The sequence below is a fragment of the Geodermatophilus arenarius genome, from assembly GCF_042654585.1.
GTDB classification, from domain to species: Bacteria; Actinomycetota; Actinomycetes; order Mycobacteriales; family Geodermatophilaceae; genus Geodermatophilus; species Geodermatophilus arenarius.
In genome coordinates, this window is sequence record NZ_JBHSGR010000009.1 from 13121 (window position 1) to 38431 (window position 25311).

General features: G+C 76.6%; 25 protein-coding genes, 2 tRNA genes and 1 other RNA gene. 13 read left to right on the plus strand and 15 right to left on the minus strand.

Translation table 11 applies throughout. The annotated features are described in order from the left end of the window. Positions 1-82: 82 nt before the first annotated feature. An RNA gene (ffs, locus tag ACFO3M_RS09945) (signal recognition particle sRNA small type) lies at positions 83-178 on the minus strand. A gap of 189 nt (positions 179-367) precedes the next feature. Here ffs and ACFO3M_RS09950 point away from each other — a divergent pair. After that, positions 368-1309 (plus strand): DMT family transporter, encoded by a 942-nt coding sequence (locus tag ACFO3M_RS09950; protein WP_387988428.1) that lies wholly within the window; start codon positions 368-370, stop codon positions 1307-1309. Between the two features lie 60 nt (positions 1310-1369). Here ACFO3M_RS09950 and ACFO3M_RS09955 read toward each other — a convergent pair. After that, positions 1370-1454, minus strand: a tRNA-Ser gene (locus ACFO3M_RS09955). 166 nt (positions 1455-1620) lie between these two features. Here ACFO3M_RS09955 and ACFO3M_RS09960 point away from each other — a divergent pair. Together ACFO3M_RS09960 and ACFO3M_RS09965 are read left to right on the plus strand one after the other, a co-directional pair. Continuing rightward, positions 1621-1968: a hypothetical protein gene (locus tag ACFO3M_RS09960; RefSeq protein WP_387988429.1), complete on the plus strand. Its 348-nt coding sequence runs from the start codon at positions 1621-1623 to the stop codon at positions 1966-1968. 43 nt (positions 1969-2011) lie between these two features. After that, complete coding sequence (locus ACFO3M_RS09965; RefSeq protein WP_387988430.1) at positions 2012-3706, plus strand: serine/threonine-protein kinase; 1695 nt, start codon at positions 2012-2014, stop codon at positions 3704-3706. 100 nt (positions 3707-3806) lie between these two features. Here ACFO3M_RS09965 and ACFO3M_RS09970 read toward each other — a convergent pair. From ACFO3M_RS09970 to ACFO3M_RS09990, 5 genes are all read right to left on the minus strand, one after another. Beyond that, positions 3807-3894 (minus strand) — tRNA-Ser (locus tag ACFO3M_RS09970). A 10-nt stretch (positions 3895-3904) separates the two neighbouring features. Beyond that, positions 3905-4393, minus strand: a complete 489-nt coding sequence (gene tadA, locus ACFO3M_RS09975; RefSeq protein WP_387988431.1) for a tRNA adenosine(34) deaminase TadA — start codon at positions 4391-4393, stop codon at positions 3905-3907. Beyond that, positions 4390-5046, minus strand: a complete 657-nt coding sequence (locus ACFO3M_RS09980; protein WP_387988432.1) for an HAD-IA family hydrolase — start codon at positions 5044-5046, stop codon at positions 4390-4392. The genes tadA and ACFO3M_RS09980 overlap by 4 nt, the downstream gene beginning before the upstream one ends. Further along, a complete protein-coding gene (locus ACFO3M_RS09985; RefSeq protein ID WP_387988433.1) occupies positions 5043-5546 on the minus strand; it encodes a tRNA adenosine deaminase-associated protein in 504 nt (167 codons plus the stop codon). Before ACFO3M_RS09985 ends, ACFO3M_RS09980 begins: the two co-directional genes overlap by 4 nt. Beyond that, positions 5543-6250 (minus strand): O-methyltransferase, encoded by a 708-nt coding sequence (locus ACFO3M_RS09990; RefSeq protein WP_387988434.1) that lies wholly within the window; start codon positions 6248-6250, stop codon positions 5543-5545. The genes ACFO3M_RS09985 and ACFO3M_RS09990 overlap by 4 nt, the downstream gene beginning before the upstream one ends. Here ACFO3M_RS09990 and ACFO3M_RS09995 point away from each other — a divergent pair. From ACFO3M_RS09995 to ACFO3M_RS10005, 3 genes are read left to right on the plus strand one after another with little or no spacing between them, the layout of a single operon-like run. Next, positions 6249-6692, plus strand: coding sequence for a PaaI family thioesterase (locus ACFO3M_RS09995; RefSeq protein ID WP_387988435.1), 444 nt, complete (start codon positions 6249-6251; stop codon positions 6690-6692). The genes ACFO3M_RS09990 and ACFO3M_RS09995 overlap by 2 nt on opposite strands. Beyond that, positions 6689-7600 carry a prephenate dehydrogenase/arogenate dehydrogenase family protein gene (locus ACFO3M_RS10000; protein ID WP_387988436.1) on the plus strand — a complete coding sequence of 304 codons (912 nt, stop codon included), beginning with the start codon at positions 6689-6691 and terminating at the stop codon, positions 7598-7600. Before ACFO3M_RS09995 ends, ACFO3M_RS10000 begins: the two co-directional genes overlap by 4 nt. A 36-nt stretch (positions 7601-7636) precedes the next feature. Further along, positions 7637-7870 carry a DUF2630 family protein gene (locus tag ACFO3M_RS10005; RefSeq protein ID WP_387988437.1) on the plus strand — a complete coding sequence of 78 codons (234 nt, stop codon included), beginning with the start codon at positions 7637-7639 and terminating at the stop codon, positions 7868-7870. A 75-nt stretch (positions 7871-7945) separates the two neighbouring features. On the opposite strand, the gene ACFO3M_RS10010 is transcribed toward ACFO3M_RS10005, so the two are convergent. Then, positions 7946-9181 (minus strand): PucR family transcriptional regulator, encoded by a 1236-nt coding sequence (locus ACFO3M_RS10010; RefSeq protein ID WP_387988438.1) that lies wholly within the window; start codon positions 9179-9181, stop codon positions 7946-7948. Positions 9182-9439: 258 nt separating this feature from the next. Here ACFO3M_RS10010 and ACFO3M_RS10015 point away from each other — a divergent pair, with 258 nt between their 5' ends. The 7 genes from ACFO3M_RS10015 to ACFO3M_RS10045 all read left to right on the plus strand — a co-directional run bounded on the left by ACFO3M_RS10015 (position 9440) and on the right by ACFO3M_RS10045 (position 17500). Next, positions 9440-10240 (plus strand): ABC transporter ATP-binding protein, encoded by an 801-nt coding sequence (locus ACFO3M_RS10015; RefSeq protein WP_387988439.1) that lies wholly within the window; start codon positions 9440-9442, stop codon positions 10238-10240. Continuing rightward, complete coding sequence (locus ACFO3M_RS10020; RefSeq protein ID WP_387988440.1) at positions 10233-11045, plus strand: ABC transporter ATP-binding protein; 813 nt, start codon at positions 10233-10235, stop codon at positions 11043-11045. Before ACFO3M_RS10015 ends, ACFO3M_RS10020 begins: the two co-directional genes overlap by 8 nt. 35 nt (positions 11046-11080) lie before the next feature. Further along, positions 11081-11962 carry a branched-chain amino acid ABC transporter permease gene (locus ACFO3M_RS10025; RefSeq protein ID WP_387988441.1) on the plus strand — a complete coding sequence of 294 codons (882 nt, stop codon included), beginning with the start codon at positions 11081-11083 and terminating at the stop codon, positions 11960-11962. Between the two features lie 5 nt (positions 11963-11967). Then, positions 11968-13131 (plus strand): branched-chain amino acid ABC transporter permease, encoded by a 1164-nt coding sequence (locus ACFO3M_RS10030; RefSeq protein ID WP_387988442.1) that lies wholly within the window; start codon positions 11968-11970, stop codon positions 13129-13131. Between the two features lie 112 nt (positions 13132-13243). After that, the gene (locus ACFO3M_RS10035) at positions 13244-14587 is read left to right on the plus strand and encodes an ABC transporter substrate-binding protein (protein ID WP_387988443.1); all 1344 of its coding nucleotides are present in this window, start codon (positions 13244-13246) and stop codon (positions 14585-14587) included. Positions 14588-14758: 171 nt separating this feature from the next. After that, positions 14759-15736, plus strand: coding sequence for a UDP-glucuronic acid decarboxylase family protein (locus ACFO3M_RS10040; RefSeq protein ID WP_387988444.1), 978 nt, complete (start codon positions 14759-14761; stop codon positions 15734-15736). Positions 15737-15859: 123 nt separating this feature from the next. Beyond that, entirely contained in the window at positions 15860-17500 is a 1641-nt protein-coding gene (locus ACFO3M_RS10045) for a VWA domain-containing protein (RefSeq protein WP_387988445.1), read from the plus strand. Here the strand turns inward: ACFO3M_RS10045 and ACFO3M_RS10050 are convergent. From ACFO3M_RS10050 to ACFO3M_RS10080, 7 genes are all read right to left on the minus strand, one after another. Continuing rightward, on the minus strand, positions 17491-18408 hold the full coding sequence (locus ACFO3M_RS10050) for a glycosyltransferase family 9 protein (protein WP_387988446.1): 918 nt from the start codon (positions 18406-18408) through the stop codon (positions 17491-17493). The two genes, ACFO3M_RS10045 and ACFO3M_RS10050, sit on opposite strands and share 10 nt — an antisense overlap. Positions 18409-18482: 74 nt before the next feature. Next, positions 18483-19862 carry a D-glycero-beta-D-manno-heptose 1-phosphate adenylyltransferase gene (gene rfaE2 / locus ACFO3M_RS10055; RefSeq protein WP_387988447.1) on the minus strand — a complete coding sequence of 460 codons (1380 nt, stop codon included), beginning with the start codon at positions 19860-19862 and terminating at the stop codon, positions 18483-18485. Beyond that, positions 19859-20539: a D-sedoheptulose-7-phosphate isomerase gene (locus tag ACFO3M_RS10060; RefSeq protein ID WP_387988448.1), complete on the minus strand. Its 681-nt coding sequence runs from the start codon at positions 20537-20539 to the stop codon at positions 19859-19861. The genes rfaE2 and ACFO3M_RS10060 overlap by 4 nt, the downstream gene beginning before the upstream one ends. 20 nt (positions 20540-20559) lie before the next feature. Beyond that, positions 20560-21804 (minus strand): glycosyltransferase, encoded by a 1245-nt coding sequence (locus ACFO3M_RS10065; protein ID WP_387988449.1) that lies wholly within the window; start codon positions 21802-21804, stop codon positions 20560-20562. Further along, entirely contained in the window at positions 21801-22781 is a 981-nt protein-coding gene (locus ACFO3M_RS10070) for a glycosyltransferase (RefSeq protein ID WP_387988450.1), read from the minus strand. The genes ACFO3M_RS10065 and ACFO3M_RS10070 overlap by 4 nt, the downstream gene beginning before the upstream one ends. Continuing rightward, entirely contained in the window at positions 22778-23800 is a 1023-nt protein-coding gene (locus ACFO3M_RS10075) for a glycosyltransferase family 9 protein (protein ID WP_387988451.1), read from the minus strand. Before ACFO3M_RS10075 ends, ACFO3M_RS10070 begins: the two co-directional genes overlap by 4 nt. Further along, positions 23797-25287, minus strand: a complete 1491-nt coding sequence (locus ACFO3M_RS10080; protein WP_387988452.1) for an HAD-IIIA family hydrolase — start codon at positions 25285-25287, stop codon at positions 23797-23799. The genes ACFO3M_RS10075 and ACFO3M_RS10080 overlap by 4 nt, the downstream gene beginning before the upstream one ends. Positions 25288-25311 lie beyond the last annotated feature (24 nt).

Here is a 25311-nt window from a genome sequence, read left to right on the forward strand (position 1 = left end):
CTCCTTGACGGTTCAAGGATGTTGGCGCACCGACCTGGGAGCCGGCTGTGAGCCGCGCCACGGAGCCCGACGTGTCGGGGAAAGAAGGGACCCCCCGCGCACCCGCCAGAGCCCGCTTATCCTTGCTGCCTTCCGGCCCTGGGGAGGTTCACGGGGTGACGCCACACGAGGGGTCTGCACCCACTGTAGAGGACGCCGCCCGCTAGCCTCACGGTCCATGGCCCCCCGGCGCGCCCTCGTCCTGCCCCCGCCCCGCTCCTGACCCGGAGCACCGCGGGCTGACCCGCGCGGCCGGCGCACCCGCCGTCCGCCGCTGCGCCGTGCTCCGGACCCGGTCCCCCGTCCGGAACCAGCGCCCAGGAGCGTCGTGTCCACCCTGTCCTCCCCCGCCCTCTCCTCCCCCGCGTCGAGCCGCGGGTTCCTCCTCGTCGTCCTCGCCGCGCTGTGCTGGGGCACCGCCGGCCTGTCCGGCCGGCTGATCGCCGACCGCAGCGACCTGTCCGCCCTCGACATCGCCTGGTACCGCCTCGCGATCGGCGCCGCCGCCCTCGCGGTCGCCTGGCTCGCCACCGCCCGCCGCCGCACCGCCGCCGTCCCCCTGACCCGGCCGGTCGCCGTCCGGCTCGCCCTCGTCGGCGCCGGGCTGGGCGCCTACCAGCTCGCCTTCTTCAGCGCCGTCGAGCGCGCCGGTGTGAGCATCGCCACGCTCGTCGCCCTCGGCCTCGCGCCGCTGCTGATCACCGTCGGCGGCACGCTGCTCGGCCACGGCCGGCCGAACCGGGCGACGCTCGTCGCGCTGACGGTGGCCCTGGCCGGGCTCACCCTGCTGGTCGGCGTCTCCGCCGGCGCCGACACCGGGACGACGGTGCTGCTCGGCGCCCTGATGGCCAGCGGCTCGGCGCTCGGCTACGCCGTCGTCACGCTGGCCGGGAGCGGCGTGCCGGCCGGCGTCCCGGTCACCCTCGCCGGCTTCGCCGGGGGCGCGCTGCTGCTGACCCCGGTGGTCCTGGCCGAGGGACTGTCGGTGCCCTCCGACGGCGCGGCGCTGGCCGTGCTGCTCTACCTGGGCCTGGTGCCGAGCGCGCTGGCCTACGGCCTGTTCTTCACCGGCGTGCGGACGGTGCCCGGCGCGGTGGCCTCGATCGTCACGCTGCTCGAGCCGCTCACCGCGACCGTCCTGGCCACCGCGTTCCTCGGGGAGCGGCTGGCGCCGGCCGCCGTCGCGGGTGGCCTGCTGCTGCTCGCCGCCGTGGCCGGGCTCTACGTCCGCCAGCTGCGGCGGAGCCCGGAGCCGGTGGCCGGGGCGTAGGCCCGGGCATGGACGGCGACGGGCTCCCGGCCGGCTGGCCGGGAGCCCGTCGCGTGCCTGCGGAGGATGGGAGATTCGAACTCCCGAGGGGTTGCCCCCAACCCGCTTTCCAAGCGAGCGCCATAGGCCACTAGGCGAATCCTCCAGTGCACGCCGATGGTACCGGGCGCCGGGCCGCGGGTCAGCCGCCGCCCCGGCACGGGCGTGCCGCCCCGGGTGGTCCGCGCGGGCGGCACGGGGCAGGCTGGACCGGTCGCACACCGCACGGGCACCGCACGGGGCCGCACGGGGGAACCGAGGAGGCAGGACGGATGAGCGAGCCGGATCAGGTCCGACCGGAGGTCGTGGAGGCCATCGTCGCCGTCCTGCACGGGGCCGACCCGTCAGGACTGCCGCCGTCGGCGACCGCGGAGGAGAAGGCGGCCGCCAAGGACCGCTACCTGTCGGAGTTCGCCGCCGAGCGCAGCAAGCGCGACCGCCAGGCCCAGGCGTGGGAGCTGCTGCTGACCCGCGGCTACGACGAGCCGCCGACGTGGGCGCGGCTGTTCGACGACCTGGCGCCCGACGCGGTTGAGCAGCTGGGCGAGCTCTACGACGTCCTGCCCGAGGGGGCGCAGGAGGAGTACGCGCGCCGCTACGGCGTCCCCAGCACGGTCTGACCCGGCCCGTGCCGGGCGCCCGCCCGCGGGGTAGGAGCCGCCCGTGACCTCGACCGTCCCCGGCCGCCTGGTGGCCGGCCGCTACCGCCTCCTGGAGCGGATCGGCGGCGGCGGCATGGGTGCGGTGTGGCTGGGGCGCGACGAGCTCCTCGACCGGCGGGTGGCGATCAAGCAGGTGCTGCTGCCGGCCGGTGCCGACCCGGAGACGACCGACCACCACCGCCAGCGGGCGCTGCGCGAGGGCCGGATCGCCGCGCGGCTCACCCACCCGCACGCCATCTCGGTCTACGACGTGGCGCTGGAGCAGGGCATCCCGTGGCTGGTCATGGAGTACCTGCCCTCCCGCAGCCTGGCCGTGGTGCTGGCCGAGGACGGGCCGCTGCGCACCGACCAGGTGGCGCAGGTCGGCGCCCAGCTGGCCGACGCGCTGGCCGCCGTCCACGCGGCCGGGATCGTCCACCGCGACGTCAAGCCGGCCAACGTGCTCATCGGGCGCGGCGACCGGGTCGAGGGCCTGGTCAAGATCACCGACTTCGGCATCTCGCACGCCAGCGGCGACGTCACCCTCACCCAGACCGGCCAGATCACCGGGACGCCGGCCTTCCTCGCCCCGGAGGTCGCCCAGGGCGCCGGGATGACGCCGGCCAGCGACGTCTTCTCCCTGGGCGCCACCCTCTACACCTGCGTCGAGGGGCAGCCGCCGTTCGGCATGGACGACAACGCGCTGCGCCTGCTGCACCGGGTCGCCGGCGGGGAGATCCGCCCGCCCGCCCGCGCCGGGTCGCTGGAGCGGCCGGTGCTGCGGATGCTCGCCCGCGACCCCGCCGACCGGCCGGAGATGACCGAGGTCCGCGACGTGCTCGCCAAGCTGGCCGCCGGCCGCGACGGCGACACGACGACGGTGCTCCTGGCCCGCACCGACCTGCGGTCCTCCCGCGACCGGGACCGGACCGCCGCGGTGCCGGCGCCGGTGCCCCCGACCGATCCGGCGGCCCGCGCGGACCCGCCGACCGCCGTCCAGCCCGCGGCCGTCCCCGCCGGCCCGCCGACCCCCGGGCCCGGGACGGCCGCCCGCCCGGGGCCGGAGCCCGCCGCCCGGCCCGGACCGCCCCGGACCGGACCGTCCGTCGGCGCCCGGCGCCGGCGCCGCCGTCCGCTGCTGGTGGCCGCGCTGGTCCTGCTCGTCGTGCTCGCCGCGTCGCTGGGCACCTGGCTGGCCGTGCGCGGCGACGGCGGGAGCCCGTCGGCCGACCCCGCACCGCAGAGCTCGGCGGACCCGACGTCGCCGGGCACGGAGCCGGCTCCCGCGCCGGAGACCGGGTCCGCCGGGCAGCCGACGGAGGAGTCCACCCCGGAGCCGACGGAGGAGGCGACGCCGGCGGACGAGACGACGCCGGACGACGAGGCCGGGCCCGCGTCGGACGCGGAGGCCGAGGTGCGGCAGACCCTCGAGCAGTACTACGAGTACCTGCCCGGCGACCCCGAGAGCGCGTACGCGATGACCGGGCCGAGCCTGCGGTCGCGGGCGAGCTACGACTACTACCGGGACTTCTTCGGCCGCTGGGACGAGGTGTCGCTCGTCGACGTCCGGGACGTCGACGAGCAGGACGACGGCCTCACCGCGACCAGCCGGGTGGAGTTCCGGCGGGGCGGCGAGCGGGTGGTGGAGACGCACGCGGTGACGTTCGTCCGCGGCGACGACGGGGAGCTGCTGGTCGACCTCGACGTCGTGGCCTGACCCGGGAGACCCTGACCCGGGAGACCCTGACCCGGGAGACCCTGACCCGGGAGACGACGACGGCGGCGCCCCGTCGCGGGGCGCCGCCGTCCGGTCCTGCTGGCGGTGGCGGTGGGATTTGAACCCACGGAGGCTTGCACCTCACACGCTTTCGAGGCGTGCTCCTTCGGCCGCTCGGACACGCCACCGCCGAAGAGACTACAGGGCCCGTCTCCGGCGGAAGAACGCGCGTAGGAGTGTCGCGCTCTCCTCGGCCCGGACCCCGCCGGTGACCTGCGGCCGGTGGTTGAGCCGGCGGTCCCGGACCACGTCCCACAGCGACCCGGCGGCGCCGGCCTTGGGGTCGTCGGCGCCGTAGACGACGCGCGCCACCCGCGCCAGCACGCTGGCGCCGGCGCACATCGTGCAGGGCTCCAGCGTGACGACGAGCGTCGCGCCGGTCAGCCGCCAGCCGTCGCCGTGGACCGCGGCCGCGGCGCGCAGGGCGAGGACCTCGGCGTGCGCCGTCGGGTCGCCGCGCTTCTCGCGCTCGTTGGCCGCCTCGGCGAGCACCGCGCCGTCCGGCCCCAGGACGACGGCGCCGATCGGCGTGTCGCCCCACTCCTGCGCGGTGACGGCGAGCCGCAGCGCGCGGACCATCGCCGCGTCGACGACGTCGTCGGGCAGGACGCCGCCGGGAGCCGTCACGGCCGGGCGCCGGCCAGCGGGAGGCCGACCAGCGCGGACAGCTCGGCGAGCGCGGTCGCGGGGTCGGCGACCTTGATCGTGTGCATGCCCAGCGCCCGGGCCGGCTTGAGGTTGATGCCCAGGTCGTCGAGGTAGGCGCAGTCGGAGAACGCGAGGTCGCGGCCGGTGGCCTCGTTCAGCCGGGCCAGCGCCCGCCGGTAGATCTCCGGCTCGGGCTTGCGCACGCCCTCGACCGAGGACTCGACGACGGCGTCGAAGAGGTCGAGCAGCTCGGCCAGCCGCCCGGTGCGCTCCATCGGCGCGACGTTGTTCGACAACATCCCCAGCGGCAGGCCCGCGGCCCTCAGCGTCCGCACCGCCTCCACCATCTGCGGGCGGATCTCCCCGGACAGCGCGGCCAGCACCCGGCGGGCGTCCACCCGGTGGCCGGCGGCCAGCGCCTCGGCCTCGAACGTGTCGACGAACCCCTCGACGTCGAGCTCGTTGCGCTCGTACCGCGCCCAGGCGTTGGTGTCGGGGTCGGTGCTGTTGAGCCGCCGGATCAGCCCCTCGGGCAGGCCGGCCTCGGCCTCGTAGGCGGCGAAGGCCAGCATCGGGCTCTCGGTGATGACCCCGCCGAGGTCGAACACCACGGCGGTCGCGGTCGCGCTCACGCCCGCACCGCCGCGGCCAGCTCGTCGGCGAAGCCCAGCCGGGTGGCGATCCGCGCGACCATCTCGTCGGCCCACAGGTCGTCGGCGGTCACGATCGGCCGCAGCTCGTCGGCGGGCAGTCCGTCGTCGGCGAACACGTCCAGGTCCCCTCCCGGCCATCCGGTCTCGTCGTCGTCGAAGGCGCCGTCCTCGTCGACGGCGATGCCGTAGCGCTCGACCACCTCGGCGCCGAGCACCCACTCCTGCATGGTCGCGTCCGAGATCAGCGCGCGGACCATGCCCCCGGGGCCGTGCCGCAGCACGACGAAGTACAGCCGCGAGTCGACGACGACCACGAACGGCCCCGGCCACTCCTCCGTGCCGGGGTCGCCCAGCGCCCGCTCGAGCACCGGCAGCTCGTCGGAGGCGTCGGCGGCCAGCAGCTCCACCCGCCAGCGGCCGCCGCGGCGGGCGACCCGCACCGCCCAGCTCGGCGGGGCGGCCGTCCCCGGGGCGCTCACCGGACCCGCAGCACGGTCAGGCCGTCGGCCAGCGGCAGCAGCACGGTCTCGAAGCGGGGGTCGGTGGCGAGCGAGGCGTTGAGGCCGGCGATCACGCGGTCCTCGTCGCTCTCGGGCGCCAGCACGCGGCCGCTGCGCAGGGTGTTGTCCAGCAGCACGAGGCCGCCGGGCCGCATCCGCGGGTGCAGCTCCTCGACGTAGGCGGGGTAGCCGCCCTTGTCGGCGTCGACGAAGGCCAGGTCGAACGCGGGCTCGGCGGGCACCGCGCGCAGCAGGTCCAGCGCCTCCCCCAGCCGCAGCTCCACCCGGTCGGCGACGCCGGCCCGCTCCCAGTACCGGCGGGCGATCGCCGTCCACTCCGCGCTGCGGTCCAGGCACAGCAGCGAGCCGCCCTCGGCCAGGCCACGGGCGATGCACAGGGCGGAGAACCCGGTGAAGGTGCCGATCTCGACCGCCCGGCGGACCCCGAGCGCGGCGGTGAGCAGCTGCATGAGCACGCCCTGCTCGACGGCGATCTGGAAGGTGGCCGGGACCTCGCCCCGGTCGGCCAGCGCCGCGGTCTCGGCGACCAGCGCGGCGGCCACCTCGTCCAGCGGCTCGGAGCTGGCGCGGACGTAGTCGGAGACCTCCTGCGTGAGGAGGAACGACCGGGGGGTCATGCCGGAGGCCAGGAGCGCGGGGAGTGCGGCATAGCCTCTGATCATGGCCGATCCCGCACCCTCCGACGGAGCCGAGGTCGACGCCGCGCTGTTCGCCCGGCTGGCCGCCGACCCGCTCGCGGAGCTGCTCGGCATCGAGCTCGAGGAGGTGCGGCCGGGGTACGCGCGGGCGGCGATGACCGTCGGCCCGCGGCTGCTCAACGCCGTCGGCACCGCGCACGGCGGCGCGACGATGGCGCTGCTCGACGTCGTCCACGCGGCGGTGGGCAACAGCCACGGCACGGTGGCCGTCGCGCAGGACGTGCACACCGAGTTCCTGGTCGCGGGCCGGCCCGGGGAGCGGCTGGTGGCCGAGGGCAGCGAGCTGCACCGGAGCCGCCGCACCGCCGTCTACCGCATCGACGCCCGCGGCGAGGACGGCCGGCTGGTGGCCACCGCGCTGGCCCGCGTCTTCCGCACCGACCGGCCCTGGGGGTCGCCGGCATGAGCCTCCCCGTCCCGACGATGCCGGCGCCGCCGGTCGGGGTGGTCGGCCTGGGCCAGCTGGGCGGGTCCCTGGCGGCCGCGCTGGTCGCCGCCGGCCGCGAGGTGTCCGGGTGGGACGTCGACCCGGCCGCGCGCGAGGCGGCCGCGGCCCGCGGCGTGCGGGTCGGCCGCGAGCTCGGCGGCGTCGTCGTCCTCGCCGTCCCCCTGCCGGCGACGGCCACGGCCCTCGACGGCCTCGACGTCGACCCGGACGCCACCGTCACCGACCTCGGCTCGGTGAAGGTCCCGGTGCTCGCCTCGGTGGGCGCGGCGCTCGGCGGCCGGTTCGTCGGCGGGCACCCGATGGCCGGGACCGAGCGGTCCGGGCACGGGGCCACCGACCCCGGGCTGTTCCGCGGCGCGCGCTGGGCGCTGTGCCTGGAGCCGGGGACCGACCTGCGGCGCTGGCTGCGCGCCGCCGAGGTCGCGCTCGACGCCGGCGCCGAGGTGGTGCCGGTGACCGCCGCCGAGCACGACGACGCCGTCGCCGCGGTCAGCCACGTGCCGCACCTGCTCGCCGCCGCGCTCGCCGCCGCCGCCGGTGAGGCCGGCCCGCTGGCGCTCGCGCTGGCGGCCGGCAGCTTCCGCGACGGCACCCGGGTGGCCGGCAGCGACCCGGCGCTCGTCACCGCGATGGTGGAGGGCAACGCCGGGCCGACGGCGGCCGCGCTGGCGCGGGTGCGCGCGCAGCTGGACCGCCCGTGGCCGGAACTGGTCGCCGCCGGGCACGCGGTGCGCAGCGCGGTCCCCGGGCGCCGGCCGGTGCGGGTCCCGCTGGACCGGCCGGCGCTGCTGGCGCTGGGCCGGGCCGGCGGCGCGGTGACCCGGCGGCTGGCCGCGTTCGTCGAGGGCTGGGTCCCCGAGGCCTGACCGTTTCGCCTCCGTCGCGGCGGGCAGGGAGCGCCCATGGACGACAGCGAGATCCGCAGCCGCATCGACGCACTGGTCGAGGAGGAGCACCGGCTCCGCGACGGCGGGGAGCACACCGCCGACCAGCGCACCCGGCTCCGTCAGATCGAGGAGGAGCGGGACCAGCTCTGGGACCTGGTCCGCCAGCGGGACGCCAAGCGGCAGTACGACGAGGACCCCGACACCGCCGAGGTGCGCCCGAGGTCCGAGGTCGAGGGCTACCTGCAGTAGTCGGAGGGCCCCCTCGCCGCCCACCGCTCGCGAGCTCGCGGCGGGCCCCTGCGAGGGGGCCGTTCCAGCAGGTCGCTAGGCGGAGTCGCGGACCGGCCGGCGGTGCCCGGCGTCGTGGTGGCCGGTGCCCAGCAGGGCCAGCTGCCACAGCAGCCGGGCCCGCGGGTCGGTGAGCTTGCGGCCGGTCACCGACTCGATCCGCCGCAGCCGGTGCATGACCGTGTTGCGGTGGCAGTACAGGAGGTCGGCCGCGCGCGTCGGCGAGCCGTCGGCGTCGAGGAAGGCCGACAGCGTCTCCAGCAGCACCTCGCGCTCGTCCCCGGGCAGCTCGAGCAGCCGGCCGAGGGTCTGGCCGACCAGCCGCGCGGCGATCTCCGGGGAGTTGCTCAGCAGCGCCTCGGGCAGCCGGTCGTCGATGGTGACGACCCGGGCGACGCCCTCGGGCAGGGTGCGCGCGGCGGTCTCGGCCAGCCGGTAGGCGCCGGCCACGGCCGCCGCGCCCTCGACGACGGAGGACACCCCGACCGGGCCGGTGGCCACGGCGCCGAGCCAGGTCAGGAGCTCCGGCAACCGGCGGGTCCCCAGCGCCACCAGGCCGACGGCGGCCTGCGACCGGGCGCCCCACGCCGAGCGGATGCCGCGCTTGAGCAGCGCGGACGTCGGCTCGGGGAGCGCGTCCCCCTCCTCGCCGGCCGGCGCGACGACGACCGCCAGCCGGCCGGCCAGCGGCACCGACAGCAGGTCGGCGGCGGTGCGGGCGTAGGCCGGGTCCCCGCCGCGGCCGTCGAGCAGCCCGTCGAGCAGCCGCTGGCGCTCGGCGGCGTCGAGCCCCGAGCGGCGCCGCTCCTCGTCCCGGTAGCCCTCCGCGGCGGCGCTGCAGCCGCGGTCGTTGGTGCGCCACAGCGAGCCCGCTACCTCGAGCAGCAGCCCGTCGTCGTGCCGGTCGCCCTGGCGGGACAGCGCGACCAGCGCCTCCCAGGTGATCTGACCACCGAGCCGGTAGGCGCGGAGCACGGCCTCCAGCGGGATGCCCTGCGCGGCCCGCAGCCGGCCGACGGCGCGGGCGCCCTCCGCGTGGCTCTGGTGGTAGGCCGCGGGGACGTCGGGCCGCAGGCCGCGGACGCCGACCTCGAGGTTGCGCCGCAGCGTCGCGCGCATCTGCTGGTCGCCCCCGAGCAGGGCCTCGCGGTAGGCGGGCTCGGTCTCGACCAGCACCTCCACCATCCGGTCGGTCATTTCGTCGAGCCGGTCCAGCAGGGCCGGGACCAGTTCGGCGAGGCGCTCCTCCACACCCCAGGGGGCCGTCCGCACGCGCTCACCTCCTGTGTTCATCGCACAGAGCACAACACGTGGCACCGATCACTGTGCGGTGCGCCCATTGTGACGGTCTTCACCGGCCCGCAGAGTCATACGGACGTAGCCGTGACCCAATCGTCGCCCTCCGGGCGGCGGTCGGCAGCGCGGCGACCTCCCCGACGCAGAGGAGACGTGGGCACCTTGGCGCAGCCGCCGGAAACCGCAGGCAGCAGCACCCGGCACCAGGACCGATCGCCCACCGCCCGGCTCGAGATGACCGGGATCAGCGTCGCCTTCGGCGGCGTGAAGGCCCTCACCGACGTGTCGCTGACCGTCGAGCCGGGTCAGGTGCACGGGCTCATCGGCCCCAACGGCGCCGGCAAGACGACGATGTTCAACGTGGCCTGCGGGCTGGTCCGCCCCACCGAGGGCCGGATCGTCTGGCGCGGCCAGGAGCTGCGGCGGCTGCGGCCGAACCAGCTCGCGAAGCTCGGCATCGCGCGCACCCTGCAGGGCGTGGGCCTGTTCCCCGGCCTGACGGTGCTCGAGAACGTGATGGTCGGCGCGCACAAGCACGCCCGCGCCGGCTTCTTCTCCGCGCTGTTCGCGATCCCGACCGCCGACAAGGACGACGCCCGGCTGCGCGAGCGGGCCACGGCCGCGCTCGGCGAGCTGGACGCCGCGGACTACGCCGGCCGCTACCCCGGCAGCCTCCCGTACCCGGTGCAGAAGCGGGTCGCGCTGGCCCGCGCGCTGGTCTCCGAGCCCGAGCTGCTGCTGCTCGACGAGCCGGCCTCCGGCCTCAGCGAGGACGAGATGCACGAGCTGGGCGAGCTCATCCAGCACCTGAGCGGCCGGATGAGCGTCCTGCTGGTCGAGCACCACATGGACCTGGTCATGCGGGTGTGCGACCAGATCACCGTCCTGGACTCCGGCCAGCTGATCGCCGCCGGCACCCCGGAGCAGGTGCAGAACGACCCGGCGGTCACCGAGGCCTACCTCGGCGACGCCGTCGACGACACGATCGACGCCAGCGAGCTGGCCGCGACCGACGGGGGGACGACCCGTGGCTGAGGCGCACGGCAGCACGGCGGCGGGCACCGCCGGGAGCACCGCCGGGACCGGCCTGACCAAGGGCGCGACGGCCCCCGCCGGCGGCACGGCGACCGCCACCGCCGTCCTCGACGTCGAGGGCCTGTCGGCCTCCTACGGCCCGGTCAAGGCGCTCGACGGCGTGACCCTGCGCGCCGAGCAGGGCCGGATCACCGCGGTGCTCGGGGCCAACGGCGCGGGCAAGACGACGCTGCTGCGCACCATCAGCGGCCTGGTCCGGCCCACCGCCGGCCGGGTGGCCCTCAACGGCGAGGACGTCACCCGCGCCCCGGTCGAGGCGATGGTCACCAAGGGCATGGCGCACGTGCCCGAGGGCCGCGGCGTCATCGCCGAGCTCACCGTCGACGAGAACCTGCGGGTCGGCTCGCTGTTCCGCGGCAAGGTCGCGCAGGACGAGTTCGACCGCGTCTACGACCTCTTCCCGCGGATCCGGGAGCGGCGCAACCAGACGGCGCACACGCTGTCCGGCGGCGAGCGGCAGATGCTCGTCATCGGCCGCGCGCTGCTGGCCCGGCCGAAGGTCCTGCTGCTCGACGAGCCGTCCCTGGGCCTGGCCCCGCGGATCGTGGCGCAGATCTTCGGCCTGGTCCGCCACCTGGTCGACACCGAGGGCCTCTCGGTGCTGCTGGTCGAGCAGAACGCGCGCAGCGCGCTGTCGGTGGCCGACACCGGCGTCGTGCTGAACCTGGGCCGGGTCGTGGTCACCGACGACGCCGCCCGGCTCGCCGGCGACGAGGACCTCCGGCACGCCTACCTCGGCTTCTAGACCCCGCTCCCCCGCAGCACCAGGAAGGCAGCCACGTGCGAGAGTTCGTCAACCTCACCCTCGGCGGGGTGATCAACGGAGCGGTCTACGCGGCGTTCGCCCTGGCCCTCGTGCTCATCTGGCGGTCCACCCGGATCGTCAACTTCGCGCAGGGCGCGATGGCCGCGCTCACCACCTTCATCGCCCTCGCCCTCATCGAGAACGGCCAGTCCTACTGGGTCGGTCTCGTGGTCGCCCTGCTGGCCGGCCTGCTCATCGGCGCGGTCGTCGAGCGGGTCGTCATCCGCCCGGTCGAGGGCGGGCCGGAGCTCAACGCGGTCATCGTCACCCTCGGTCTGTTCATCGCGATCCAGGCGCTGATCTCGGTCCTGTTCGGCGTCAACCAGCGGGCCTTCGTCCCGCCGTTCTCGAACATCGGCTTCACCGTCGGGGACTCGAACCTGGCGCTGAGCCCCAACACCGTGTTCACCCTCCTCGCGGTGCTGGTGGTCATGGCCGGCCTGACCGCCCTGTTCCGGTTCACCCGCGTCGGCCTGGCCATGCGCGCCTCGGCGTTCGGCCAGGAGGTCGCCCGGCTGCTCGGCGTGCGGGTCGGCCGGATGCTCACCCTCGGCTGGGCGCTGGCCGCCGTCGTCGGCTCGCTGGCCGGGATGCTCATCGCCGCCGAGACCGCCTTCGTCACCCCGACGTTCATGGACTCGCTGATCGTGTTCGGCTTCGTCGCCGCGGTGCTCGGCGGGCTGGACTCGCCGGTCGGCGCCGTCGTCGGCGGGCTGCTGCTCGGCCTCCTGCTGAGCTACGTCCGCGGCTACGTCGCCGACGAGCTGGTCGGCCTGGCCGCCCTGGTGGTCCTCGTGATCGTCCTGCTCGTCCGGCCCGGCGGCCTCTTCTCGACCACCCAGACCCGGAGGGCGTGAGCGGCATGAGCGACCTGCAGACCCCCGCATCCCCGCCGCAGGCCGGCGCCGCGTCCTCCGACGCGCCGTCGCTGGCCACGGCCGCGGCCGACGCGAGCTCGGCCCAGGCCACCGGTGGCCGCACGTTCCTGCCGCGGAACACGCTGCTGCGGCACCTGGTCGTGCTCGTCATCGGCGCCGTCCTCGCGGTGCTGCTGCTCGAGTCCACCGACCTCGGCTTCAACGCCCAGATCGGCTACGTGGCCTTCTACGCCATCGCCGCCGGCGGGTTGACGGTGCTGACCGGCCTCAACGGGCAGATCTCGCTCGGCCACGGCGCGCTCATGGCCGTCGGCGGCTACACCACCGCCCTGCTGCTCGACGCCGAGGAGCCGCTGCCGCTGGCCGTGGTCTTCCTGATCGCGGTGGCGCTCACCTCGGTCGTCGGCGCGATCGTCGGCGTGGCCGCGGCCCGCCTGCACGGCCCCTACCTGGCCGGCGCGACGCTCGCGCTCGCCGTCGGCCTGCCCGGCCTGGCGCTGTACTTCTCCGACACCCTCGGTGGCGAGCAGGGCCTGACGGTCTCCACCCCGGACCGGCCGGACTGGTTCGTCGAGACGATCCGCACCCTGTCGGGCAACTCGGCCTCGGGCGTGAAGTGGATCGCCTACATCGCGGTCGCCTGCCTGCTGCTCACCTACTTCCTGCTGGCGAACCTCATGCGCAGCCGGGTCGGGCGCACCTGGCGCGCGGTCCGCGACCAGGAGGTCGCCGCCGAGCTGGCCGGCATCAACCTGGGCGCCTGGCGGGTGACGGCGTTCGTCGTCAGCGCCGCGGCCGCGGGCCTGGCCGGCGCGGTGCTCGCCCTCGTCGTCCGGCTCACCGCGCCGACGGCGTTCACGATCGTCCTGTCGCTGTCCCTGCTGACCGCGATCGTCATCGGCGGTCTGGGCAGCCTCTTCGGCGCGCTGATCGGCTCGGCGCTGCTGGTCTTCCTGCCGCGGTACCTGCGGGACCTCGGGGAGTCCTTCGACATGGACGCCGCCCAGGCCGCCGAGATCTCCTACGTCGTCTACGGCGTGATCCTCGTGCTGGTCATGCTCTTCGCCCCCGCGGGGCTGGTCGGGTCCGTCCGGCTGGCCTGGATGAAGCAGCGCGCGCGGCGCACCGCCGCCCGCGCCAGGGGGTGAGGAGCCGGGACCCGACGGCTGTCCCCCACCCCGGCCAGCGGCCGCATCTCAGCTTCCCCACCCCCACCAGACCCCCGGGCGAAGGCGCCCGGGTCCCTCCAGAGGAGAACCCTTGACACGATCCTCACGACGCCTCGTCAGCTTCGTGGCCGCGGCGACCGTCGCCACCACCCTGGCCGCCTGTGGCGGCGGGGACTCCGGTGGTGGCGGCGGCGGTGGCGGCAGCGAGGAGAACGAGGCCTCGGACGTCGGCATCACCGAGGACTCGATCAAGCTGGGTGCGCACTACCCGCTCACCGGTGTCGCGGCGCCCGGCTACAGCGAGATCCCGACCGGCGTCCAGGCGTACTTCGACTACGTCAACGCCAACGGCGGGGTCAACGGCCGGCAGATCGAGTTCGTCTACCGGGACGACGCGTACAACCCGACCAACACCAGCCAGGTCGTGAACCAGCTCGTCCTCGAGGACGAGGTGTTCGCGCTCATGTCGGGTCTGGGCACGCCGACCCACAACGCGGTCACCGACTTCCTCAACAGCGAGGGCGTGCCCGACCTGTTCGTGTCGTCGGGCTCGCGGCTGTGGGACGACGTCGAGGAGAAGCCGTACACCTTCGGCTGGCAGCCCGACTACGAGATCGAGGCCAAGATCATCGGCCAGTACGTGGCCGAGAACTTCCCCGACGCCAAGGTGGGCCTGTTCCTGCAGGCCGACGACCTCGGCGAGGACGGCGCCGCCGGTGCCCGCCGGTACCTCGAGGACCAGATCGTCGCCGAGGAGACCTACGTCCCCGGCAACACCGACGTCCGTCCGCAGATCTCGGCCCTCCAGGCCGCCGGCGCGGACCTCGTCCTGGGCTTCAACGTGCCCAGCTACACCGCGCTCTCGCAGCTGACCGCGCTGCAGCTGGGCTACCGGCCGCAGTGGTTCTACTCGAACATCGGCTCGGACCCGCAGCTGGTCGGCTCGCTGCTGGCCCGCTTCTCCGAGGGCCAGGTCAGCGACGCCAGCCTGCTCGACGGCGTCCTGACCACCGAGTACATCCCGACGGTCGACCAGCCGGACAACCCCTGGATCCAGCTGTTCCAGCGGGTCTGGGACGAGTCCGGCCAGGAGGGCGAGCTCACCAACTACCGGGTCTACGGCATGTCGCAGGCCTACACGATGGTGCAGGCCCTGCAGTCCGCCGGCCAGAACCCGACGCGTGACGACCTCGTCGCCGCCGTCGAGCAGGCCGGCTCCGAGTGGGAGGGCCCGGGCTTCGCGCCCTTCCGCTACTCGGAGGACCGCCACGCCGGCTACAGCGGCATGTCGGTCAGCCGGATCGTCGGCGAGGGCTCGGAGGACCTGACCCCCGTGCTCGTCACCGACAACGGCGACGCCGAGATCGAGGAGTACGACGGCCAGGCCGCCACTCCGCCGGAGAACGGCATCCCGGACGAGGAGCCCGTCAACTAGGACTCCCCGCACGGCGACGGGCCGTCGACCCCCACCGGGGTCGGCGGCCCGTTCGCCGTCCCGGGTGACCTCCGCGAGAACACTCAGCTCCCGAAGTGTCGGCAGTTGATCTCCGGGTAGGGCCTGCGCAGGCCCCCGTCCGGGGCACGACGGCGAGACGAGGAGCACGGCATGGTGCACGCGGCGCGGACGATCCGGCGGGCGGTGGTGACCGGCGGGGCCGGGTTCCTCGGCTCCCACCTGTGCGAGCACCTGCTCGACCGCGACGTCGAGGTGGTGTGCCTCGACAACTTCCTCACCGGCTCGCCCGAGAACGTCGTCCACCTGATGGAGCACCCCGGCTTCCGCCTGGTCCGCTGCGACGTCACCGACTTCGTGCACGTCCCCGGCCCCGTCGACCTCGTGCTGCACTTCGCCTCGCCGGCCAGCCCCCTGGACTACCTGCGGATGCCGATCGAGACGCTCAAGGTCGGCAGCCTGGGCACCCTGCACACCCTGGGCCTGGCCCACGAGAAGGGCGCCCGCTACGTGCTGGCCTCCACCTCGGAGGTCTACGGCGACCCGCTGGTGCACCCCCAGCCCGAGGAGTACTGGGGCAACGTCAACCCGGTGGGCCCGCGCGGCGTCTACGACGAGGCCAAGCGCTTCAGCGAGGCGATGACCACCGCCTACCGCACGTCCAAGGGCACCGACACCGCCATCGTGCGGATCTTCAACACCTACGGCCCCCGCATGCGCCCCGACGACGGCCGGGCCATCCCCGCCTTCGTCGGCCAGGCGCTGGCCGGGCGGCCGCTGACCGTGGCCGGCGACGGCTCGCAGACCCGCTCGATCTGCTACGTCGACGACACCGTCCGCGGCATCCTCGCCCTCGCCTGCTCCGACCAGCCCGGCCCGGTGAACGTCGGCAACCCCGACGAGCTGTCGATGCTGCGGCTGGCCCAGTGGATCATCGAGCTCACCGGGTCGTCGTCGGGGATCGAGTACGTCGACCTGCCCGTCGACGACCCGAAGGTCCGCCGGCCCGACACCCGCCGCGCCGAGGAGCTGCTCGGCTGGCGGCCCACGGTCCCCTCCGAGGAGGGTCTGCGCCGCACGGTGGCCTGGTTCGCCGAGCAGCGGGAGGCCGCCGCGCTGCGCGCCGGCTGAGCCCGGCGGGTGTCCTGGGCCACTTCTCCGGCGGCACCTCTCCTCGGTGTCCTGGTTCACGTTTACATTGGGACCGGCGGCTAGGGGCACGCCGAGGAACCGGACACTGACGGAGAGCAACCCATGGGCCGCCACGCCGACACCACCTCTGCGCGCCGCGTGCAGCGCCCGGCCCCGATCGCCCTGGTCGTGGCCCTCCTCGTGGTGGCCCTCGTGGCCGGCGGCGTGGTGTGGTGGCTGGCCGGCTCGGGCAGCAGCGACGGGTGCGGGACCACCCGCACCGTCCGGGTGACCGTCGCCCCGGAGCTGGGCGACGTCGCCCAGGACCTCCTCGCCGAGCCGCAGGACCTCGGCGGCGGCGCCTGCGCGGCGGCCGAGGTCGCCGCCCAGGAGCCGCTGCAGACCGTCGGCGACCTCTCCGCCCTCGAGGGCTCCGCGCTGCCCCAGGTCTGGGTGCCCGACAGCTCGCTGTGGACCGTGCGCGCCGGTGACGCGCCGCTCGACCCGTCGGGCTCCATGGCCACCTCGCCGGTCGTGCTGGGCACCAGCCGGGCCGCCGCCGACGCGCTCGGCTGGAGCGAGCAGGCGCCGCAGTGGAGCGAGGCCCTGTCCGGCGCCCGCCCGGTCGCCGTCCCGGACCTCGCCGCCAGCGCCGAGGGCGTCGCCGCGCTGGCCGCCGTCCGCACGTCGCTGGGGGGCGGCGACGCGGCGGACAACGCCGTCGTCCAGGCAGTGCTGGCCGCCCGCCGCGGGCCGGCCGTCAGCCCCGCCGAGGCGCTGGCCACGGCGCAGTCCGGCGACCCCGGGTCCCCGCTGGTGCCGGTGAGCGAGCAGGAGGTCATCAGCGTCAACCGCGGCGCCGAGGACCCCCAGCTGGTCGCCGTGTACCCGGCCGAGGGCTCGCCCGAGCTGGACTACCCGGTGCTGCGGGTCGGCTCCCCCGGTGACGACGACCGGGCCGCCGTGGACGCCGTCGTCCGGGCGCTGACGTCGGAGGCCGCGCGCACCGCCGTCCTCGCCGCCGGCTTCCGCGACGCGGACGGGACCGCACCGACCGACCCCGGACCCGGCGTGCGCGAGCAGGCGCCCGAGGTGCTGCCGGTCGACGCCGAGCAGGTGCAGGGCCTGCTGGCCGAGCTCGCCCGGCTCGCCGCGCCGTCGCGGCTGCTCACCGTCATCGACGTGTCCCAGTCGATGGAGGCCCCCGCCGGGAACGGCACCCGCGCCACGCTCGCCCGGGACGCCGCCAAGAGCGCGCTGACCCTCATCCCCGGCACCTCGTCGATCGGGCTGTGGGTGTTCGCCTACCAGCTGCAGGGCGAGCAGGACTGGGTGGAGCTCGCGCCCATCCGCACCCTCGACGAGGAGGTCGACGGCGGCACGCAGCGCGACGCGCTCGACGAGCAGCTCGACACCCTCCCCGGGCGGCTGTCCCCCGGCGGCACCGGCCTGTTCGACACCGCGCTGGCCGCCGTCCGCGCCGCGCGGGAGCAGTACGACCCCAACGCGGTGAGCAGCGTCGTCCTCGTCACCGACGGCACCAACGAGGACTCGTCGGGCATCGCGCTGGACGAGCTGGTGCAGACGCTGCAGGACGAGGCCGACCCGCAGCGGCCGGTGAAGGTCATCGGCGTCGCGCTCGGCCCGGACGCCGACGTCGCGGCCCTCGAGCAGATCGCGCAGGCCACCGGCGGCGCCGCCTACTCCGCCGTCGACCCCAACGACCTGCAGGGCGTGCTCTTCGACGCGCTGCGTCAGAGGTAGGGGCCCAGCCGCTCCAGCGCGGCGGTGACCTCCGGGACGCTGATCCGCGCGAGTGCCGGGTCCAGCTCGGTGGCCCACGGGTCGCCGGTGCCGTCGCCGTGCCAGAGGACGACGTGCTGCTCGCGCGGGGGCGGGCCCCACAGCGCCGGTGACACCGGGCCGAACAGCACCACCGACGGCCGGCGGTAGGCGGTGGCCAGGTGCGCGACGCCGGTGTCGCCGCTGACCACCACCCGCGCCGCGGCGACCGTGGCGGCCAGCTCCAGGGTGGAGGTGCGCCCGGCGAGCACCGCGTCGTCGGAGAGCCCCGCCCCGTGCGCCACGGCGCAGGCCAGCTCACGCTCGGCCGGGCCGCCGGTGACGCGGACGTCGTGCCCGGCGTCGGCCAGCCACCGCGCGACGGCGGCGAAGCGCTCCGGCGGCCAGCGCCGACCGGGGAACGCCGCGCCGGGGTGGACGAGCGCCGCGCCCGGCACCGCGGGGGGCACGTCCGGGACGGCGAGGTCGAGCGCGTCGGGGTCCGCGGCCACGCCCAGGCCCTCGGACACCAGCCGGCACCAGCGCCGGACCTCGTGCTCGTCGGGGTACCAGGCCGGGCCCGGGTAGCCGGGACTGGCGAAGGTCAGCAGCCGCCGCGGGTGCAGGTCGGCGACGACGACGTGCGAGGCCGGTCCCTTCCCGTGCAGGTCGACGGCGAGCTCCGGCGGCGGCCCCGGCCAGTCCAGCGGCTCGAGCTCGCGGGCGGGCAGCACCTCGTCGACGGCGTCGACCAGCCCGGCCAGCGGCGCGAGCGCGGTCGTCGTCGCCAGGACCAGCCGGTGACCGGGCACGGCCGCCCGCACGGCCCGGATCGCCGGGACCCCGGTGAGCAGGTCACCGAGCCCCAGCGGCCGCAGGACGACGGCCACAGGACTGCTGGAACGGCTCCCTCGCAGGGGCCCGCCGCGCGCTCGCGAGCGGTGGGGGGCGAGGGGGTCCTCCATCACACGCGGGAGCGCTCGACCAGGGCGGTGGTCGAGTGGCCGTCCAGGTAGGGCAGGACGACGGCCTGGCCGCCCCACTGCCGCAGCACCGCGGCCTCGGGCAGGTCGGCACCGGCGTAGTCGCCGCCCTTGGCCCAGACGTCGGGCCGCAGCCGGTCGAGCACCTCCGCCGGGGTGTCCTCGTCGAACACCACGACGGCGTCGACGAACTCCAGCGCCTCGAGCACCCGCGCGCGGTCGGCGGCGGTCACCAGCGGCCGCGAGGGGCCCTTGAGCCGGCGCACCGAGTCGTCGGAGTTGATGCACACGACCAGGCAGTCACCGAGCCCGCGGGCGGCGCGCAGCGTGGCCACGTGCCCGGCGTGCAGCAGGTCGAAGCAGCCGCCGGTGGCCACCACGGTGCCGCCGGCGGCGCGCACGCGGGCGAGCAGGGCGGACACGTCGTCCTCGGCGGCCACGTCCGGCTCGGGCACCGCGGCGGCGTCCCACGCCCCGCTCCAGTTGCCGGCCCCGCCCGCGGCGACGAACCGGCCGGCGAAGGCGACCGCCGCGGCCACCGCCTCGCCGGTCACCGCGCCGTCGGCGAGGGCCAGCGCCGCGGCGGCGGCGAAGGAGTCGCCGGCGCCGCAGGGGTCGCCGCCGGTCACCGGCACGGCGGGCACGACCATCGGCGCGCCCTCGCCGTAGGACAGCAGCGCGCCGCGCGCGCCGAGGGTCACCGCGACCGCGCCCACGCCCCAGTGCCGGATCAGCGCCTCGGCCCGCGCCCCGACGGCGGCCAGGCCGTCGCCGTCGGCGGGCACGTCCACGGCCACGCGGGCGGCCTCGGAGCCGTTGGGCGTGACCAGCCGGACCGACGGCACCGGGTCGGCACCCCGCGGGTGCGGGTCCCACACGACCGGCCCGCCGGCCTCGGCCAGCAGCGCCCGGACGGCGGGGTCGGCGGTGGTGCCCCGCCCGTAGTCGGCCACCAGCACCGCGGCGGCGTCGCGGACGGCCGCGCGCGCCTCCTCGGGCAGCTCGCCGAGGGTGACGGTGGGCGCGCCGCTGTCCAGCCGCACGACGGAGTGGTCGCCCACGCGCACCCGCCGCTTGACCGCGGTGCCGCCGGTGGCCGGGACGGCGACCAGCCGCACCCGCCCGGCCAGCAGCGCGCGCAGCCGGGCCGCGCCGTCGTCGTCGGCGAGGGGGGCGACCAGCACGACCTCGCGGTTCGTCGCCTGGGCGGCGATCACCGCGGCCAGCGCGGCGCCGCCGGGGCGCTCGCGGGTCTCCAGGTCCTCGACCACCGGCACCGGCGCGTCGGGGGTGAGCCGGGACGCGGTGCCGACCAGGTCGACGTCGAGCAGCGCGTCGCCGACGACCACCAGCGGTTTCACCTGGCGATCCCGAGGCGGGTCTGCGGCACGCGGGCGGGCTCGGCCAGCACCGCGGCGTCGAAGGCGGCGCACAGCAGGTGCAGCGCGACCAGGTGGCACTCCTGCACGGTCGCCGTCCACGGGGAGTCGATGCAGACCGCCTCGTCCGACGCCGCGGCCAGCGGGTTCGGCGCGGGACCGGTGATCGACAGGACGGTGATGCCGCACTCGCGGGCCCGGCGGGCGGCGGCGACGGCGTTGGGGCTGCGCCCGGAGGTGGACAGCAGCACCAGGACGTCGCCCGCCCGCCCGTGCGCCTCGACCTGGCGGGCGAACAGCTCGTCGGCCGGGTAGTCGTTGGCGATCGCGGTGAGCGAGGAGGTCTCCGCGGTCAGGCAGATCGCCGAGAACGGCGGCCGGTCGGCGCGGTAGCGGCCCACCAGCTCGGCGGTGAGGTGCTGCGCCTGCGCGGCGCTGCCCCCGTTGCCGGCCGCCAGCAGCCGCCCGCGGGACTCCCCGCACAGCACGTCGGCCAGCAGCCGGCCCCAGCGGTCGAGGGTGTCGACCGAGGCGTCGAGGCTGCGCACGGCCGCCTGCAGCGACGCGACGTGGTCGCGGCCGGTGAGGTGCGTACAGGAGTCGGGCGAGACGACCTCGCCGGCAGTGCTCTCGTGGGCATGGTGGGGAGCGACACTCACGCGGCGACCTCCAGGGGCGCTCATCGGACGGCCTCGACGGGACGCCGGGTGGACAGGACCTGCCGGTAGACGGCCTCGGTGTCGGCGGCCACGCGGGCCCACCGGTAGCGGGCGCGGGCGCGCCGGACCCCGGCCGCGCCGTAGGCGGCGCGGCGGGCGTCGTCGGCCAGGAGCGCGGCGAGCACCTCGCCGAGCCGGGCCGGGTCGCGGGGCGGCACGAGGTCGCCGGTGACGCCGTCGGCGACGGAGTCCTGCAGCCCGCCGACGGCGGTGGCGACCACCGGGCGGCCGCAGGCCATCGCCTCCAGCGGGGTGATGCCGAACGGCTCGTACCAGGGCACGGCCAGGACGACGTCGGCCGAGCGCACCCAGGCGGGCACGTCGGCGCGGGCGACCGACCCGGCGAAGCACACCCGGTCGGCCACGCCGACCTCCGCGGCGACGGCGCGCAGCCGGCGCACCTCGGGGTCGGCGTCCACCGCGTCGGCCGGCGGGCCGCCGACGACGACCAGCTCGGCGTCCGGGACGGCGGCCAGCGCGCGGACGGCGTCCTCCTGGCCCTTGCGCTCCACCAGCCGGCCGAGCACGAGCAGCCGCGGCCGGCCCGAGCGCGGCGCCACCGGGCCGCGCGGGGTGAACACGGCGGTGTCGACGCCGCACGGGACGATCGACACGCGGTCGCGCGACAGGCCCAGCCGGCGCAGCTCGAACACCTCGTCGCTGCAGGTGGCCACCACGTGGTCGACCGCCGCGCACAGGTCCCGCTCGAGCTCGATCCGCCCGGCCGGGGAGGTGTCGGCGTCGCCCTGGTGGCGGCGCTTAACCGAGCCGAGGGCGTGGAAGGTCTGCAGCACCGGCACCGGCGTGAGCAGGCTCCCGGCGGCCTCGACGGCGGCCAGCCCGCTCATCCAGAAGTGGGCGTGGACGACGTCGGGCGGCCGCACGCCCCAGCGGGCGCGCAGCGCGGCGGCCAGCTCCGGCACGTGGCCGAGCAGATCGTCCTTCGGCAGCGCCCGCGCCGGCCCCGCGGTGAGATGGCTGACCGCGTAGCCGTCGGCGGTGGGCACCTCGTCGGGCAGGTCCGGGTCGTCGCGGCGGGTGTGCACGGTGACCTCGTGGCCGCGCGCGGCCAGGCCCGCGGCCAGGGCGGCGACGTGCACGTTCTGGCCGCCGGCGTCCACGCCGCCGATGGCCGCCAGCGGCGAGGCGTGCTCGCTGACCAGGTCGATGCGCAGCGGTGCGCCGGTGCCCCGGTGCGTCCTCATCGGGTGACCTCCTCCAGCAGGGTGTCCCAGTCGGAGAGGAACCGGGGAAGCCCGTACCGCTCCAGCGCGGCGGCGCGCGCCGCCTTGCCGGCCAGCCGGGCGGCGTCCTCGTCGTGCAGGTAGGTGCGGACCGCGTCCCACAGCACCTCGGGCCGGGTGGACAGCACGCCGGCGCCCTGGGGCACCGCCTCCACCACCTCGGTGGCCGCCAGCGCGACCACCGGCATGCCCAGGTGCATCGCCTCGAGCAGGGAGAGCCCGAGGGAGGTCCAGCGGACGGGGTGCACGTAGACCCGGCGGCGGGCCAGCTCGGCGTGCATGGCGGCCTGCGGCGGGTCGTCGTGCAGCGCCACCCGGCCGGGGTCCAGGCCGTACCGCTCGTGCAGGCCGGACAGGCCCATCCCGAACACGTCGACCGGCGCGGCGGCGGCCAGCCCGGGCAGCAGGTCGGCGCCCACCGTGCGGCCGCGGCGCACCGGCTCGTTGGTGACGACGGCGGCGCGGGCCAGCTCGCCGGTCCAGCGCTCGCCGGGGTCGACGATGCCGTGCTCGACGACCGTCGTCGGGGCGCGGCCGTTGTCGTAGAAGAGCCGGTTGAAGTGGGTGACGTGCGCGATCGGGACGTCGTCGCGGTCGGCCAGCGGGTGCCGGGTGTACGGCACCGGCGCGGCGCCCTCCTCCAGCCCGGGGGCGTTGTGCTCGAGGAACACCGCCGGCAGGTCCCGGCCGGGCTCGCGGCCCAGCCACTCGCGGACCAGCTCCAGGTCCCGCACCCGCTGCAGCACGACGACGTCGACGTGCTCGTCGCGCAGCTGCTCCGGCGTCACCTCGCGGGCCGACGCCGGCCAGTCCCAGGTGCGCGCGCGGCCGAGCCCGTCGGGACCCCGGTCGGGGGTCACCGGGAGCAGGTACTCGTGCGGGCCCTGGACGAACGCCGTCGTCCAGGAGCCGTGCACGTGCCAGACCAGGACCCTCATGCGGCGATCACCTTCTCGACGGCGGCGACGACGTCGGCGGCGCTCACCGACGAGAGGCAGGGGTGGCCGGGCACCGGGCACACGCGGGCCCGGGTGTCCCGGCAGGGCGCGTCCTGGTCGCCGAGCAGCACGGTCGGGACGCCGTAGGGTGCCCACCGGACGGCCGGCACGACCGGGCTGAACAGCGAGACGACCGGGGTGCCGACGGCGGCGGCCAGGTGCGCGGGGCCGGTGTTGCCGACGACGACGGCCGCGGCGCCGTCGAGCAACGCGGCCATCTCCGCCAGGCTCGTGGCCCCGCCGAGGTCGGTGCCGCGGGTGCCGGCGACCGAGGCGGTGAGCGCCCGCTCCCCCGGCCCGCCGGTGACCAGCACGCGGTGGCCCGCGTCGGCGAGCGCCTCGACCGCCTCGGCGCAGCGCTCGGCGGGCCAGGCGCGGGCGGGCACCGAGGCGCCGGGGTGCAGGACCACGTAGCCCGGCTCGTGACCGACGGCCGGGAGCGGGCGGCGGACGGCGAGCCGGCCGTCGTCGCCGTCGGGGAGGTCGAAGCCGGCCGCCCGGGCGAGCGAGAGCGCGCGCTCGGGCTCCGGCAGGTCCACCTCGTCGTCCTGGCCGACCCGGTGCCGGACGTCGAGCAGCGACCCGGGGTAGTCGACGCTGGTGGCCGAGATCCGCGGGACGCCGGCGGCGCGCAGCAGCAGCGCCAGCGGCAGCGGGGACTGGTGGAACGAGGTGCTGACGACCGCCTCGTCGGGGGCGAGCGCGCGCACCCGGTCGGTCAGCGCGGCCAGGTCGGCGGCGTCGACCGGCGGCGGGTCGCCGAGGATCCACGGGCAGGCCCAGGTCCAGACCTCGTCGACACCGGGCAGCAGCGCGGCGGCCTCGGCGCCGGCCGGGCCGGCGAGGAACACGACGCGCTCGGCGGACGCGGCCACGGCGCGGACCAGCGGCCCCTGCAGGAGGACGTCGCCGGCGTTGTCGAGCCGGGCGACGAGGACGGTGCCCCGGCGGGGCCTCACCACCGGCCGGCCAGGACGTCGTCGACCGCGGCGGTCAGCGAGGCGGCCACGCGCGGCGCGGCGTCGACCTCCTGCCGCCGGGTCACCGGTGTGGGCACCAGGATGCCGCCGGCGCCGGCGGCCGCGGCGGCCTCGACGTCGGCGCCGATGTCCCCGATCACGACGGTCCGCGCCGGGTCGACGTCGAGCTCGGCGCAGGCGGCCTTGACCATCCCCGGTGCCGGCTTGCGGCAGTCGCAGCCGTCCTCGGGGCCGTGCGGGCAGACCTGCAGCGTGTCGAAGGGGCCCAGCAGCTCGGCCAGCCGCGCCATGCAGGCGTCCACCTGGTCGCGGGTGATGATCCCGCGGGCGACGCCGGACTGGTTGCTGACGACCCCCACCCGGACGCCGCGGGAGCGCAGGGCCTTGAGGGCCTCGCGGGCGCCGTCGACCGGGCGGACCCAGTCGGGGTCGCCGTTGTAGGGGAAGTCGTGCACCAGCGTGCCGTCGCGGTCGAAGAGGACCAGGTCGGGCAGCCCGCGCCACGGCGCCACGCGGCGGTGCCGCACCGCACCGCGCAGGAAGTGCCAGGTGGCCAGCGGCGGGATGGCCGCGCTGGTGAGCGCCATGGTGGTCACCTCGGCCCGGTCCCGCGGGCCCGGCGCGATGCGGGCCCAGGCGAACTCGGCGGTGCCGGCGGCCCAGGCCAGCGCCGCGGCCGGGGCGGCGCGGGGACGGCGTGCGGCGGCGAGGCCGAGCGCGGCGAGCCCCGCGGCGGTGACGGCGAGGTGCCGCGGACGGCGGCCGACGGCGGCGTCGGCGCGCCCGCGCCAGGCCGGGCCGTGCAGCCGGCGCATGAGGACGTCGTCGGCGTTGCCGGCCTGCACGCGCACGCTCACCCACCGGTCGGTGGGCCGGACCGGGTGGGTGATCCGGCGCTGCCCGCGCACCAGCCGGCTGCCGGTGTCCATGACGCGCAGCGCCAGGTCGGAGTCCTCGCGGAAGGCGCGGGGGAAGCGCTCGTCGAACCCGCCGACGGCGGCCAGCGCGGCGCGGCGGTAGGCGAGGTCGGCGGTGATCCAGGAGCTGGTGGCCAGGCCGGCGGTGCCGCGCTCCCAGTCGGTGGGCCGGCGGTCCTCCGGCAGCGGCACCCGCACCCGGCCCTGGCTGCCGGCGACGTCGGCGGGCAGGTCGGCGAGGTCCCGGGCCAGCCGCTGGTACCAGTCGGGGTCCGGGACGACGTCGTCGTCGAGGAAGGCGATCCACTCCGTGCGGGCGGTGCGCCAGCCGAGGTTGCGCGCGCGGGCCGGCCCGCCGCCGCCGGTGCGGACGACGCGGACCGGCGGGAGGCCGGGCCGGTCGACGGCCAGCGGGGACCCGGCGGGGCGGTCGTCGACGACGACCAGCTCGGCCGGGCGGGGGCCGGGCATGGCGGCCAGCGCGTCGAGCAGCACGTCGAGCGAGGGCCGGCCGATGGTCGGCACGACGACGGTGCAGCTCACGGACATGATCGCGCCCTGCCCGGGCGCGAC

What these genes read in the sequence shown, in the direction of transcription:
- ACFO3M_RS10070 (WP_387988450.1), bottom strand. Translation starts at nt 22,781, where the DNA reads ATGAGGGTCCTGGTCTGGCACGTGCACGGCTCCTGGACGACGGCGTTC.
- ACFO3M_RS10000 (WP_387988436.1), top strand. Translation starts at nt 6,689, where the DNA reads ATGAGCCTCCCCGTCCCGACGATGCCGGCGCCGCCGGTCGGGGTGGTC.
- ACFO3M_RS10065 (WP_387988449.1), bottom strand. Translation starts at nt 21,804, where the DNA reads ATGAGGACGCACCGGGGCACCGGCGCACCGCTGCGCATCGACCTGGTC.
- ACFO3M_RS10005 (WP_387988437.1), top strand. Translation starts at nt 7,637, where the DNA reads ATGGACGACAGCGAGATCCGCAGCCGCATCGACGCACTGGTCGAGGAG.
- ACFO3M_RS10045 (WP_387988445.1), top strand. Translation starts at nt 15,860, where the DNA reads ATGGGCCGCCACGCCGACACCACCTCTGCGCGCCGCGTGCAGCGCCCG.
- ACFO3M_RS10040 (WP_387988444.1), top strand. Translation starts at nt 14,759, where the DNA reads ATGGTGCACGCGGCGCGGACGATCCGGCGGGCGGTGGTGACCGGCGGG.
- ACFO3M_RS10080 (WP_387988452.1), bottom strand. Translation starts at nt 25,287, where the DNA reads ATGTCCGTGAGCTGCACCGTCGTCGTGCCGACCATCGGCCGGCCCTCG.
- ACFO3M_RS09960 (WP_387988429.1), top strand. Translation starts at nt 1,621, where the DNA reads ATGAGCGAGCCGGATCAGGTCCGACCGGAGGTCGTGGAGGCCATCGTC.
- ACFO3M_RS10030 (WP_387988442.1), top strand. Translation starts at nt 11,968, where the DNA reads ATGAGCGACCTGCAGACCCCCGCATCCCCGCCGCAGGCCGGCGCCGCG.
- ACFO3M_RS09990 (WP_387988434.1), bottom strand. Translation starts at nt 6,250, where the DNA reads ATGATCAGAGGCTATGCCGCACTCCCCGCGCTCCTGGCCTCCGGCATG.
- ACFO3M_RS10015 (WP_387988439.1), top strand. Translation starts at nt 9,440, where the DNA reads ATGACCGGGATCAGCGTCGCCTTCGGCGGCGTGAAGGCCCTCACCGAC.
- ACFO3M_RS09995 (WP_387988435.1), top strand. Translation starts at nt 6,249, where the DNA reads ATGGCCGATCCCGCACCCTCCGACGGAGCCGAGGTCGACGCCGCGCTG.